General features: G+C 61.9%; 6 protein-coding genes. 2 read left to right on the plus strand and 4 right to left on the minus strand.

The window, feature by feature from the left end; translation table 11 throughout:
- Positions 1-93: 93 nt before the first annotated feature.
- Positions 94-10,842 (plus strand): hypothetical protein, encoded by a 10,749-nt coding sequence (locus ALP8811_RS10725; protein ID WP_146184015.1) that lies wholly within the window; start codon positions 94-96, stop codon positions 10,840-10,842.
- Between the two features lie 6 nt (positions 10,843-10,848).
- Here ALP8811_RS10725 and ALP8811_RS10730 read toward each other — a convergent pair whose 3' ends face one another.
- Positions 10,849-11,325 carry an invasion associated locus B family protein gene (locus ALP8811_RS10730; RefSeq protein ID WP_181363737.1) on the minus strand — a complete coding sequence of 159 codons (477 nt, stop codon included), beginning with the start codon at positions 11,323-11,325 and terminating at the stop codon, positions 10,849-10,851.
- Positions 11,326-11,708: 383 nt separating this feature from the next.
- Positions 11,709-12,173: a phasin family protein gene (locus tag ALP8811_RS10735; RefSeq protein ID WP_108857099.1), complete on the minus strand. Its 465-nt coding sequence runs from the start codon at positions 12,171-12,173 to the stop codon at positions 11,709-11,711.
- Here ALP8811_RS10735 and ALP8811_RS16505 point away from each other — a divergent pair.
- On the plus strand, positions 12,172-12,294 hold the full coding sequence (locus ALP8811_RS16505; protein WP_281260711.1) for a hypothetical protein: 123 nt from the start codon (positions 12,172-12,174) through the stop codon (positions 12,292-12,294). The two genes, ALP8811_RS10735 and ALP8811_RS16505, sit on opposite strands and share 2 nt — an antisense overlap.
- Positions 12,295-12,385: 91 nt before the next feature.
- On the opposite strand, the gene ALP8811_RS10740 is transcribed toward ALP8811_RS16505, so the two are convergent.
- Entirely contained in the window at positions 12,386-13,000 is a 615-nt protein-coding gene (locus ALP8811_RS10740) for an NAD(P)H-dependent oxidoreductase (RefSeq protein ID WP_108857100.1), read from the minus strand.
- Positions 13,001-13,040: 40 nt separating this feature from the next.
- Complete coding sequence (locus tag ALP8811_RS10745; protein ID WP_245924618.1) at positions 13,041-14,255, minus strand: cytosine deaminase; 1,215 nt, start codon at positions 14,253-14,255, stop codon at positions 13,041-13,043.
- Positions 14,256-14,439: the final 184 nt, after the last annotated feature.

Genomic DNA, 14,439 nt, shown 5'->3' on the forward strand with positions numbered 1-14,439 from the left:
CGATGGTTGAGCGTGTCCCGGGGTGGCTGGGGTGTCGCTAAAAAATTAACCTGTTACGTTTCTAGACTCGGTCTTTTGGCTGGCCTTAATGTGTTGGCTGGGGCGCCCGCATGGGCCAATGATCCCTGTATCGAGGACAATGGGGGCGTCGTCTCTGGCGCGATCGTCGAGGTCTTCTGCGAAGGCGACCAATCCGACGGCGTTCACTTTCCAAAATTCACCTATGTTCCCATGGCCGGGTGGCATCTGGTCAATCCATTCAATCCAAACACATTCTCTGAGATCGAGATCGCCTATCTGGACGGCCCGATTGTCACCAACAACATCTCGGCCATTCGCTTACTTACCTATGCACAGCCCTATCTGGACTACGGCCATGACTTCGAGGCGCGGCTTCTGCCGGATGGGGCCGGACGATACATAGGTGCCAACGGTGTCGGGGCTTCTGCGGTTGAGCTCAGTTCGTATGGCGCGTTCTTGATGCAAGGGGATGTGAACTTCCCATACCTTGATGAGCGCTTCGGCTTTTCTGGCAGCGATTTGTCTTTACGGATCGACAACTCGTTCCCAAGCCGTACTGCCGGTGACGGGGCGATCTATTTCGACAACACTCTGCATGACTTCGGCCATGATCGAACCAATGCCCAATACGCAAACTGGGCCGCGGGCAATGCCTTCTCGATGGTGACAACCGGTCACCGTGGACATGGCGTTGTCATGGCCAGCGCGGGTGGCCACGGGTCCGGTGGGTCAAGCGACCGTACATACGGGGGACCGGGTGGCCGGGGCGGAACGCTTGGCGGTATCGTTCAGGGCTATATCACCACCTATGGCAACGATGCGGCCGGGATCTTGATGCGCAGTCTGGGCGGCAATGGCGGCAATGGACACAATGGTACCGTGTTTGGCTCGGGGGGGTCTGGCGGCGTCGGCGGTCACGGAGAATATGTTGTCCTGAATAACATGGCCTCGATCAATACATTTGGGTACCGGTCCTCGGGCATCGTGGCGCAATCGTTGGGCGGCGGAGGCGGTCTGGGCGGCAATGGCGGCTGGGTGTCTGGATCCGGCGGTGCAGGTGGTTCAGCCTCGCGTGGGGACATCGTTCAAGTGACCAACCAGAATTGGGCCAGCATCGTCACGCGCGGTGCCGGTGCAAACGGTATTCTAGCGCAATCCATTGGCGGATTTGCCGGAACAGCCGGATCCGGGGGCTATTTGTTCTCGGCGGGCGGAAACGGACGGTCCGGTGGCAACGGCGGCGGTGTCTTCGTGACCAACAATGCCTCAATCGACACCTATGGCGCTTATGATGCCGTGGGTATTTTGGCACAAAGCATCGGCGGTGGCGGCGGTGCGGGTGGCGCAGCGGATGGTTTCTATGCCATTGGCGGCACAGGCGGCCTTGGCGGCGACAGCTCCGGGCTTCAGGTCACCAATCGCGGCACGATCAACACCCATTGGGGTCTGCGCAGCCACGGCATTTTGGCGCAATCCATTGGTGGTGGCGGCGGCGTCGGCGGCAATGCCTCGGGCGCGGGTGCTCTGGGCGGCAACGGCAATTCGGCCGGGTCTTCGGGTCAAGCCATCGTCGAAAACTCTGGGGCGATCTATACGGCCGGACGGGACGCAATCGGCATCTTCGTGCAGTCCATCGGCGGCGGTGGCGGTCATGGCGGCAACGCCAATGGTATGGCCGCAATCGGTGGGCGTGGCGGGTTTGGCGGCAACGCCCATTTCGCCATCGTGCGCAACAGTGGGCACATTTCCACGAGGGGCAACTACGCGGCCGGGATTTCAGCACAATCCATTGGTGGAGGCGGTGGCACGGGGGGATCGGCGGTGTCGTCCGGGCCATTTGCCTCGTTCGCACTGGGTGGAAGCGGCGGATTTGGCGGCGTTGGGGCCTCGGTGAGCGTCACCAATACGGGCGGCTTCAACGGATCTGCCAACATCACAACACGCGGAAGATTCGCGGACGGCATTCTGGCGCAATCCATCGGTGGCGGCGGCGGCAATGGCGGGGCTGCGATGGCCAGCTCGTTCGGCGTTGGATTTTCGGCGGCGTTTGCCATCGGTGCCAATGGTGGCGTCGGAGGCGGCGCTGGCAGTGTGAACGTTGCCTATCGCGGCGCGATCTGGACCGGGGGCGACTGGTCCAATGCGGTACGCGCCCAGTCCTTGGGCGGCGGTGGTGGCAATGGGGGCTATGCAATCTCAGGATCGGCCTCAACGACCGGCGCTCTTGGCTTCGCGCTCGGCGGATCTGGTGAAACTGGCGGACAGGCACAGAGCGTGAATGTCACGACATATCATAACCTTACCACACGTGGAGATCGCTCGTCTGCGATCCTTGCGCAATCCATCGGCGGCGGTGGCGGCAATGGCGGGTTCGCTTTCGCAGGCGCGATGAGCGGCGTCGGAAGCCTGAGCTTCGCCTTGGGCGGCGACGGCGCACGAGGCGGCGGCGGTGCGAACGTGGCTGTCGACAGTCACGGAAATATCGCGACACGCGGGCTGATGTCCTCGGGCATCGTTGCGCAATCCATCGGCGGCGGTGGCGGCAACGGCGGCCACTCGATGGCGCAGAGCTTTGGCGGCGTTGGCGCAGGATCGTTGGCCTTGGGCGGCAGCGGGTCGCTGGGCACTTATGCCGGGCAGGTCTCGGTCACGTCGCGTGGTCAGATCGACACATCGGGTGATGGGGCCCACGGGATCGTTGCACAATCCATCGGTGGCGGCGGCGGAAATGGCGGATTCGCCATTGCGGGCTCGGCCAGTGGCGGGGGTGCCCTGTCGGTGGCCGTGGGCGGCGCTGCCGGTGGTGGTGGCGGCGGGCGTACCGTCACGGTAACCACATATGATCGGATCGGCACCCAAGGCGACCATGCCACAGGCATTCTGGCGCAATCTCTTGGCGGCGGTGGTGGCAATGGCGGAATGAGCCTTGCCGCAGGTGCCTCGGGCAAAGGGGCGCTGTCTGTTTCGCTTGGGGGCGCAGGCGGCAATGGTGGCTATGCCCAGCGCGTCTCGGTGACCGCAAACGGAGCCATCGTCACCGCAGGCGACATGTCCTCTGGCCTTGTGGCGCAATCTATCGGCGGCGGTGGCGGGCGTGGCGGCATGACGATTGCCGGCGCACTGTCCGGGTCCGCATCAGGCAGCCTTTCCCTTGGCGGCAAAGGTGGCAGCGGCGGTCACGGTGGACAGGTTTGGGCCAATGCGGCCGGGCTGGTTCTGACACAGGGCGACGGTGCGACCGGCGTTCTAGCACAGTCCATCGGCGGCGGCGGCGGAGACGGTGGCATGGCGATCAGCGCATCTGCCAGCTTCACTGCCAGCGCAACAGCCAGCATCGGCGGAACAGGCGGCCTCGGCGGCAATGGCGCACGGGTAGATCTGCGCGCCTCGAACGGGGCGTGGACCTTTGGCGACAACGCAAATGCACTGGTGGCACAGTCCATCGGCGGCGGTGGTGGCAATGGCGGAATGTCCAGCTCTGGCAGCTTTGCGGCTACGGGCTCGGTCGGGCTGGGGTTCGGCGGAGCTGGTGGCATTGGCGGACACGGCGGCCGGGTTGACGTTGTCGTCAACAATTCGGCCATCCCGGACCGCAACATCGAAACCTATGGCCACAATTCGACGGCGGTTCTGGCACAGTCCATTGGTGGCGGCGGCGGTAATGGTGGCTTTACGGCCTCCAGCGCGAACGCAGGCACCGGCAGCGCCACGATGGCCTTCGGCGGCTCTGCCAGCATCGGCGGACGCGGTGGCTATGTAACCGCCAGCGTAACCGAGAGCATCCTGACCAAAGGGGATCTGTCCCATGGTCTGGTGGCGCAGTCTATTGGCGGCGGCGGCGGAAATGGCGGCTTCGCCCTATCCGGTGGCTTCGGCGGTAACCGGGCCACCCTGGCGATGGGCGGAACCGGCGGCAACGGTCAGTATGGCGGCGCGGTGACAGTCTCGCTGGGCACCACGGCCTTTGACACATGGGTGCACACCGAAGGAGACGGCTCTGTCGGTGTCTTGGCGCAATCCATCGGCGGTGGCGGCGGAAATGGCGGCTTCGCGATTGGGGCAGATGCCTCGAACAGCGCATTTACAGCCGGACTTTCCATGGGCGGATTTGGCGGCACGGGCGGAAATGGCAACACGGTCTCTTTGACCAATCGCGCCACAGTCAGCACGCTTGGCGATCACGCCACAGGTCTTTCAGCACAGTCGATCGGCGGTGGCGGCGGCAATGGCGGCTTTGCCGTCTCGGGCGGACTGAACGCAGGCACCGCAGCGCTTAACGTCGCACTGGGCGGCGCAGGCGGCGCAGGTGGCGCGGGCAGCAACGTTATTCTGGCAAGCTACGACGATATCGTCACTGCGGGTCGCTTCTCGGGTGCGATCCTTGCGCAATCAATCGGTGGCGGCGGCGGTAACGGCGGCTTCTCGGCTTCGGCAGGTGTGTCCACAACTGCAAATGGCGGATTTACCCTTGGCGGACGCGGCGCGTCCGGCGGTTCAGCTGGGGCAGTGACAGTCAGCGCCGAAGGCCAACTGCAAACGACCGGAGATCACTCGGCCGGAATTCTGGCACAATCCATCGGCGGCGGTGGCGGCAATGGCGGCATGGCGATCACCGGCGGGTTCAGCAGAACAGCCTCGGCCCGGGTGAGCATTGGTGGTCGTGGCAGTTCCGGTGGTGCCGGTGGCACTGTGCGTGTGACCAATGCAGCCACAATCAATACTGCGGGTGACTACTCCATCGGCCTTGCAGCACAGTCTATTGGCGGCGGGGGCGGCAATGGTGGCTTTACCATCGGCGGCACGCTGGCCAGGTCCGCCAGCCTTGGCGTGACCATCGGTGGATCGGGCGCAGGAGCCGTGCACGGCGGAACGGTCGAAGTTACGAACACTGGCGCCATCACGACGGGTGGTGCGCAGTCAGACGGGTTGCTGGCACAATCGATTGGCGGCGGCGGCGGCACGGGCGGCTTGTCTGCAGGTCTGGCTGGTGGCGGGAATTCTGCTTCGCTTCGACTGGGCGGCAGCGGGTCAGGCGGCGCCAATGGCGGCGCGGTCAACGTGACGCAAACTGCAATGATCCTGACCCAAGGTGATGACAGCGCCGCGATCCGGGCCCAGTCCATCGGCGGTGGAGGCGGCAATGGCGGCTTCTCGCTTGGCGGCACAGCCAGTTCGGGTCGCGCGGCGACCGTCAGCCTTGGTGGCAACGCCGGCAGCGGCGGGCGGGGCGGTACGGTGACCGTCAACAACTCCGGAGATCTGTTTACACTGGGCGACCGCTCGGCAGGGCTGGTGGCGCAATCCATTGGCGGTGGCGGTGGTGCGGCCGGATCCGCTGGCAGCTTGTCGATAACCTCGGGCAATGCATTGACGCTTGCGCTTGGCGGCAACGGCGGCAACGGCGGCAATAGCAGCGCTGTGACCGTAGCCAATTCCGGCACCGTATCGACAGTTGGCGAAGGCGCCCAAGCGCTTTTGGCACAGTCCATCGGCGGCGGCGGCGGTACTGCGGGCGGCACCTTGTCCTTGCGGGCAGCGGGCGCGGCATCGGCCAGCCTGACCATCGGCGCCAGTGGCGGCATCGGTGGCTCGGGCGGCACTGTGGACCTGACCCAAACCGGGCTGGCAGGTGGCGGTACCGTGCTGCAGACACGTGGCCAAGGAGCAGAGGCCATGCTGCTGCAATCCATCGGCGGCGGTGGCGGCAATGGCTCTTACATTATTGCGGGCGGTGGCAACAAAGGGTTTGGCGGCAGCCTGTCCATAGGGTCCAGCGGCGGCGCAGGTGGCAACGGTGGCACGGTCACCGGGCAAGTTGGTGCGGCCGGCGCTTTGATCAATGTTTATACGCATGGCGATGACGCAGCAGCGATCCGCGCGCAGTCCATCGGCGGAGGCGGCGGCAACGGCAGCTTCACGATGGCTGCACAGGGGACAAGCGGTGCCGGTCTGAGCCTGACCATGGGTGGTCGCGGTGGATCTGGCGGCGCAGGCAGCGCGGTCACATTGGAGCAACTGCACGCCAATATCTACACGGCGGGCGCAGGCAGTGCTGGCATTTCGGCGGAAAGCATCGGTGGCGGTGGCGGCTCGGCGAACGTGCATCTGTCGGGCGCATTCTCGAAATCGAACGCTCTGTCACTGCAACTGGGTGCAGATGGTGGCACCGGATCGCGTGCGGGTGACGTGCGGATTGTGTCCAATGGGCAGGTGATCACACAGGGCGTGAATGCAGCGGGTATCATCGCGCGGTCACTGGGCGGCGGCGGCGGCAATGCCGGTGTAAATGCCGGCCTGGCCCTTTCCTCGAAATCCAACGGGGTTGCCGTCACGCTGGGCGGCACGGGCGGCAGCGGCGGACATTCCGGCGCAGTCACGGTGGTGTCCGGTAGCGTGATCGACACAGCCTCGGATGGCAGCGGCGGCATCATGGCACACGCGATTGGCGGCGGTGGCGGCACCGGCGGCTTTGCCGGAGCATTTGCCGGATCGTTCTCGGATGGCAAAACGCTGAGCCTGCAGCTGGGCGGCAATGGTGGCGTTGGTCATTTTGGTGGCACAGTGGACGTGACGTCGAACGGCGCCATCCTGACACGCGGCGCCGATGCGACAGGCATCAGCGCGTTGTCGCTGGGTGGCGGCGGTGGCTCGGGCGGCGGCGCAATGGCCTTCAACTTCGCCCTAGACAACGAAGCGACACAGCTGGCGCTGGCCAACGGTGGATCAGGCGTAACGGGTGGCTATGCCTCAGGGGTTACGGTCACCAATATGGCCTCGATCGCAACAGGTGGCACGCGCAGCCATGGCATCACAGCCCAATCCATCGGTGGTGGTGGCGGCAACGGCGGACAAGCCGTGGCAGGTAGCATCATTGCGAAAAAAGCCGGCTCGGGCGCAAACCAGTTCTATGTGGCACTTGGCGGTTCCGGAGGAGACGGAAACCACGCGGGTGCTGTCGATGTTCAAAACCACGCTGGCATCACAACGCTGGCTGGCAACTCCCACGCGATCCTCGCCCAATCGATCGGCGGCGGTGGCGGCACTGCCAATCAAGCGCTATCGATCGGCTTTTCGGGCGCGGACAGCACAGCCTTCGGCTTGTCGCTTGGTGGCGACGGCGGAACGGGCGGCTATGCCGATCAGGTCGCTGTCACCAACAGTGCCGCGCTTTACACCCAAGGTGTTCTCAGCCGAGGTATTCAGGCCCAATCCATCGGTGGCGGTGGTGGTGCAGGTGGCTTCACCGGCAGCGCTGCTTTGGGACGCGGTGGTGACACCACCCAATATGCGTTCTCGATCGGTGGCGCGGGCGGCGACGGCAATATCGGCGGCGCGGTCAGTGTGACCCATTCTGGCTATCTGTTGACCACCGGAGCGTTCTCGGAAGGTGTTCTGGCGCAGTCAATTGGCGGCGGTGGCGGCGCGGGCGGCTCTGCCCTTGCGATGACGCGCGCAACAACGCCTGCGACCGGCCAGAGTGGCGATCCCGCACGCAACCTTGCGGTTGCCGTTGGAATTGGCGGCCAAGGAGGCACCGGCGCACACGGAGGCACCGTGACCGTGGATATCGACGGGATCGTGAACACATTCGGCCTGAACTCGCACGGTGTCATGGCACAATCCATCGGCGGCGGCGGCGGTTCAGGCGGGAATTCCAAGGCCGTGACGATCTTTGCGGGAACCGCTGACACGAACCAGCCCAACGGGCCGCAGAACCGCTCGCGTGTTCTGACCATGGGCGGCGACGGCGGCGCGGCTGGCAATGGCGGCGATGTGACCGTTGAAAATGACAGCTGGATTGTGACCTATGGCGCGAATGCGTTCGGCGTCATGGCGCAATCGGTTGGCGGCGGCGGCGGTGTCGGCGGCCATGGTGAACACGGCAAACCCACCATAGATGAACTGGTGGCTATCGGGGGCGATCTGGTCGCGAACCTGCCGACCCTCCCTGCCCTACCAGCGTTCCCGTCGCTGGGATCCCTGCCCGGCTTGCCCGGCGCGACGGGTCTTCCCGGTCTTCCCAGCCTGCCAAACCTTACCAGCTTGCCTGACCTGCCAAGCCTGAAGGATCTGGGCAGCCTGCCCGGGTTGAATGGCGCGACTGTGCCCGGACTTCCGGGTTTGCCCGCGCTGCCTGGGCTGCCAGTGGTCGCGGATCTTCCCGAAGCACCGGATGTCCCGGGTCTTCCGCCTGCACCCGATGCCCCCACCGCCCCCGAGCCCCCTGAAGCGGACGAGGAAGAGGATGGTGTAAGCCGGTTTGAGATTGCCGTCGGCGGTCGCGGCGGTGCCAGTGGTGATGGCGGTCTGGTAACCGTGACCAACCGCGGCAATGTGATGGCGTTGGGCGAAGGGGCCATTGGTGTCTTTGCACAATCCGTCGGTGGCGGTGGTGGCCTTGGCGGCTACGGCGCCGTGGGCGAGACTGGCACCATCGGGCTTGGTGGCTCGGGTGGTGCTGGCGGCAATGGCGGGAATGTTCGGGTCACGAATGAAGGCCTTATCCTAACCGCTGGAACCGCAGGCTATGGCATTTTCGCGCAATCCATTGGCGGTGGCGGCGGAATGGGCGGCAATGTGGATCGTGGCGTACATGGCGAGGAAAACACCGACGCTTTGGCATTTGGTGCCTCGGGCGGAGCTGGCGGCAATGGCGGCGACGTCACCGTTGTCAGCCGGGGTGCCATTGTCACGCTGGGTGACGGCGCAACGGCGATTTTCGCACAATCGGTTGGCGGCGGCGGCGGCGTTCTTGGCAAGATCGGCCAAGGAACTGGGCTTGTCGGCAGCACAGGTGCCATCGGTACAGCGGGCAATGTGGTTGTGGATCACACGGGCACGATCATCACCGCCGGGGACGGCGCACACGGTATCTTCGCCACTTCGCTTGATGGCGCTGGGGCACCCTCTGGCAACGTGACCGTCAACTATACGGGCGACATTACTGTTCTGGGTGAAAATGCCCATGCGATCATTGCGCAAACTACTGCCATCGGTGGTCCGGCAAACCGGGTCGAGATCGGCATCGGCAAAGGATCGACCGTCACCGGCGGAACGGACACTGCCACCGTGTCTCTGGTAGGCGGCACCGACAACACGCTGAACAACGAAGGGCAGCTGCAGTCCTCCGGCGGGTTGGACGCCACCGTAATCGAAGCCCAAAGCGGCAATGACGTGATCACCAACGCGGGAATTTTCGTAGGCACGTTCGATCTTGGGGCCGGGCAGAACCTGTTCGACAACCAAGATGGCGGTCTGATGCTTCTTGGCGAGCGGTCCTATCTGCATGATGGCAGCGCGGGCGCGTCGGGGCTTTTGATGAATGCAGGCGAGCTGTCGTTTGGCGACACCGGCTATTTGAATTACGCAGCGCGTCTGGCCGCGTTTGACCCCGCGCAAAGACCTGCGACGTTGGACGACCTGCATCTGACCGGAGATTTCCAGCAGGCAGCAGTCGGGACCACATTCATCGACCTGGATTTCGGAACCCGCACCGCAGATCACCTGATCAACACGGGATACGCGAACTGGGATGGAACGCTGTCCGTCCTGACCTATAACTCGACGCATTTGCGGTCTGGCATTTCGCGTGCCCGTTTCTCGACGGCATCTGAAGGTGCGGATATGGGTGGGCTAAGCCTTGATATCGCGCCCAGCGCAATCGTCGACTATCGGATTGCGGCACTGTCTGCGACCCGACTTGCCGTGGAATGGGACGTGGATTTTGCGCCCGAAGACGCCAATTTCAACCGCAACCAGACATCGCTTGGCGATCATCTGAACTCGGCCTTCAAAGGGGGCGCCCCAACTGGATTGCAGGGCCTCTCGGCAGCTCTGTTTTCTGTGCCGGATGCAAGCTATCTTCCGCTGCTCTATGACAGCATGAACGCCGACGTCTATGCCGCCCGCAAAGCGAGTGATCACCTAGGTCTACTGGGCTTCTCGGAACGGTTTGGTCGCTGTGATCTGTCTGAGGTGCAATCCAGCTGCCTCACGTTCAGCTTTGCGAGCGAAAAGAGCCGTCGCACCGGGGATTTCGAACATCAGGACCAGGCGACCTCTCGTGCATCTGCGCAGCTAAGTGCAGCAAGTGTGTTGGACAATGGCGCACGACTGGGGTTCGGGCTAGATTTCGGCTCGCACAGCACCAGCCATATGAATGCCGGAGCCAGCGCCTCGGGGCAGCACACAATGTTGGGGCTTAGCTATGATGTGGCGAGATATGGAATTGATTGGACCTTTGGGTTGGTCGCAGGGCAAGCCAGCTCGGATATCAAGCGTCACCCATTCATTGGCGGCTCGACCGAGGGGACACTGACCACCTCTAGTATTGCCCTGTCCCTTGGGGCCGAAAAACAGTTTGATCTGGCACATGGCCTGTTCGTCCGTCCGGGCGCGCATTTGAGCATCGGTAAGACTTCATCACAAGCAACCCGTGAACGCGGCGGAGATCTGGGTCTGACATTGGAACAAAGCGCGGACTGGTTCGTGGTCTTTACGCCCTCCGTCGAACTGGGCTTTGATGGTCCGGTCCAAGACGGCTGCCGCGCGCGTTGCAGCTCGGTCATCGGTGGGTTGAAACTGTCGCGTCAAACCTATCTGGGCAACCGCTCGGCCAGCGCCACAGGCCGGTTCATTGCCAGCCCGGCAGGATCCGACCCGTTTACCGTAACGGATGCGTTGGAGGACAGCTGGGCGGTAGAAGCATCCGTCGGAATAGAGTTCGCACCGCAAACCTCGGCCGAGATCGTGGCCGAGCGTCGCTGGCTTGGCAAATCGACGTCAAACAGCGTCGGTTTCCGGTTCGAACACGCGTTCTAAATCGGCTTATTCAGCAAGTTTGATCGCGTCGAAGCTTTGTGCAAATCCATCAAGCTGAAGGGTAAAGCTGACGTCCTGATCAGGCGACATCCGGAATGTGAGGGGCTGGGTGCCTCCGGATAGAAACATGTCCGAAACCTCGCCCGAGAACGGCGTGCGCGCATAGCAAGCGGCGGTGTCACAGGTTTCCAGCGCCAAGGTGATATTGCCAAGAGTTACGCCAGACGGGATGTGCACACCGACAGGCAATTCAACGGACAAAAGCGCATGGCCTGGAAGATCAAGTTCTTCTGACGTGACCACGGTGCTGCGCACGATGGGCGCACCGCTCTGCGCGTCCACCACGGTTTGTGTTGCACGGCACACCAGCGTGCCCCCGCGAACTGCAGATATGCACTGTTCTTGCCAATTCCGCGCCTCTTGCGCCTGCGCGATCATGGGGAGCGTGGTAACAAACAGGCAAGTTGCAACAATACGTTTCATCGGGACCTCATATCTGGTGTTCGTCGCGCAAATTGCGCCTTTCGGATCAGAAGGCGAGAAGCGATTGCCTGTGTCAAGCATTGCCTGAAGCGGCGCAGCAATTGTGGGGCATTGTGGTGAAAAGGGGCCGGTAGAAGCTCTTAAGCGATGCGCTTTCTGTTCTCACGCTTTGGAGCTTGGTGCGCATCAATTTTGGCACTGGTGGCCGGGGGTTTGCAAAGGGCTGGTTTCGCACGAGCCCAGAGGCCGGATATCAAACCATTTCCAATCTAAGTGACTGAGGCAATGAACGCCCAACACACCAAACGAGCTGCAGGTATTTTCAGGCACCCCTGACTAAGTCAGGAGTGCCTGTCTTTATTGCGAGGTCCGCTGACTTCCGTTCAGCTTTTCTTCAATTCATCCAGAACCTTACCAACCTGTGCCTTTGTGTCTTCATAGACCTTTTCATTGGCGTCACGGGTGGCCTCGGCCATCTCTTGCATCAGGCCAAATGCTTTTTCCATCGTTTCGGAATAGGCCGTCGCGTTCTTGCTGGCGGCCTCAGTTGAAGTGTCAACGTTCTGTGCATAGTCCTGTGCAGCAGCGGTCAGTTGATTAAAGATTTCCATTTGGCGGGCCATCAGCGACTGATAGGTTTCTGCCGCAGATTTGTTCGCTGCAACCATAGCATCGAAGTTGCGTTTGTTTCGCCCCATAGCGTCTGAAACGTCGCCCCCTTGTGCGCCCATATCTGGCATTTGGTCCATCAGGGCTTGGGGATCGAACATTTCCTGTAACTTCTCCAAGTCGAACATCTTGAACATTTCACTGGGATCAAAAGGGTTTTTGTTGGGGGTCTTGGCCATGGATCGTTCCTTTTTGTTGATGGCGGCTGACCCAAAAACAGGTGAAGCCGCATCGGTGTCACCCAAAGGCGGTACGCTCGCATTTCGGGTGGAATATGACAGCGATGTTACCCACAAATAGTCAACCTGCAAACCTTACCGTCCCGGATAATGACTACTGCCCGTTTCCGTCCATCAGACGACGGCTGCGTTTCCAGCCCCCCACGCGTCGATTATGTAAGCAGGGTGCGCATCTTCGAGCGGACCTTCCGCAGGTGTGCAGCGCGGCTGGTCGGGGTGGATTTGTCCATCGCGTAATGTGCCACAAAGCTGGTTTTGCAGCGCAGTGCCAGCAGTGCGCGCACGCCGCGTAGGAACGTGTTTTTGCCGGGGGATCCCATCATATGTGTCAACGCAAGGCTGGCGCCGCAGGTGGTGAAAACGCCAAGGCGGGTGATATGTGCCAGCCCACGCGGGATCGTGTCACTGTCCCCAAGCGTTGGATCAAAAGCCACGCCGGGTAAAAGACAGCGTTCCAGCCAACCTTTCAGCATCGCAGGCGCGCCATAGCACCAAGTGGGATAAATGAAGACCAGTGCATTGCACCACAAGATGCTCTCGACATCTTCCTCGAGCCCACGACGGTTGCGCCCGGTATCCAGATAGTTGCGCAGCTCATCCGCTTCCATCACTGGATTGAATTCGCGCGCATAAAGGTCGTTGACGCGGACCTCGGCCCCGGCTTCTTGGATCGTATCCAGCACCGCCTCTTTTACCGAGGCGTTGAAGCTTTCGGGTGACGGGTGACAAAACACGACGAGAACCCGGTTATTTATTGCGTCGGACATAGGGGGCTCCATACCGGCCGTATCTGTCGATACCAAGGTGTTATCGCCTGCCGTACAGGTCATCAAGCTCTTGAAACTGCGGAATACTACGTGTGATGGCTTGGCCGCTGCGGACCACGATGCGATCCGATTGCGGGCGGGCGAAAAGCTCGGACCAATTGCGCGCGTTGAAGATCACCATATCCGGTGCGCCACCCAACAGATCGGGTAAATCAAACCCACAGGCCTGCGCGGGTGTTTGAGAAACAGATTTCGGCCAATCCGTCCCCGCGTGGTTCAGATGCGCAATGCGGGTCGCATCGCGTAGGACGTCAAACATATCCAGATCCCCGAACGGGTAATACGCATCGCGCATGTTGTCAGAGGCAAAACTGACCGGAATGCCACGGGCCTGCATTTCCTGCACCAAGGTCATACCGCGACGGCGTGGGGTGCGGCCCGGCTGGTGATCTTGCAGGTGCAAATTGACCAAGGGCAACGACACGACGTGCAATCCGGCCTTGGCGACAAGGTCCAAGGTCTGCACGGCGCGTGCCTCGGACTGTGCCGACAGCGCGCAGGCGTGGCTCACGGTGACAGGTAGGTCAAACCCGATTTCGGTAACCGTCTCGGCAAGAACACGCAGACATTCCGAGGTTGCGACAAGCGTTTCATCGGCGTGGAAATCAACAGGCAGCCCATGCAAGGCTGCCAATCTCAGAAACGCCTTTAGCCGTGGACGAAGATCGTGGATCGGATCGAGGATAGCTCCCAGCGCCCCGCCCATACCCGCGAAGCGACTAGCAATCTGCGCGTCTCTCTCATCCGCATCAAACCGGCCCAGCGCCGTTAAGCTGCTGGCTTGCAGGGCGATGCGCCCGCCCCATGTGGTGCGCATCTCGTCGAGCACTGACAAGACCAGATCCAGCTGAGGGTTCGACACATCGATATGACTCCGCATCGCGCATGTGCCGTGAGCAAAGGCACAGCGCAGGGCAAAGTCGATGCGGCGCATCAGGTCGTCACGCGTCCAGTGTGCATGATCGCTTGTCAGGGTTTTAAAGGCACCGTCACGCGACACCTCTCCTGTAGGCAAGCGTGGCCAAGTCTGCGCGCTGTCCAAATGAGTGTGCATGTCGACAAAGGCAGGAAGGGCCATGGCCCCCTGCATGTCGATAACTGGCGCGTCTTCCTGATCCGGCACACAGCTACCCAAAGGAACTTTGGCCAGAACAAAATCCTCGGGTCTTCCAATGATGCAGCCTGGAATTGACACGTTATCCAGTATGATTGCCCCCCGGGGGAGCGCACGAAATTCCATGCTACTTCCTTGATTTTCGAAACTGTGACCTGCCTGTTTGAGCATTTAAGAACTGTACCACGCAAGCAACCATTTCATCGCCAACTCACCTTTAGGTCGTATTCTTTCCACATAGCTTGGCGGAGAATGCAAGATGTTC

It is taken from the genome of Aliiroseovarius pelagivivens (assembly GCF_900302485.1).
GTDB classification, from domain to species: Bacteria; Pseudomonadota; Alphaproteobacteria; order Rhodobacterales; family Rhodobacteraceae; genus Aliiroseovarius; species Aliiroseovarius pelagivivens.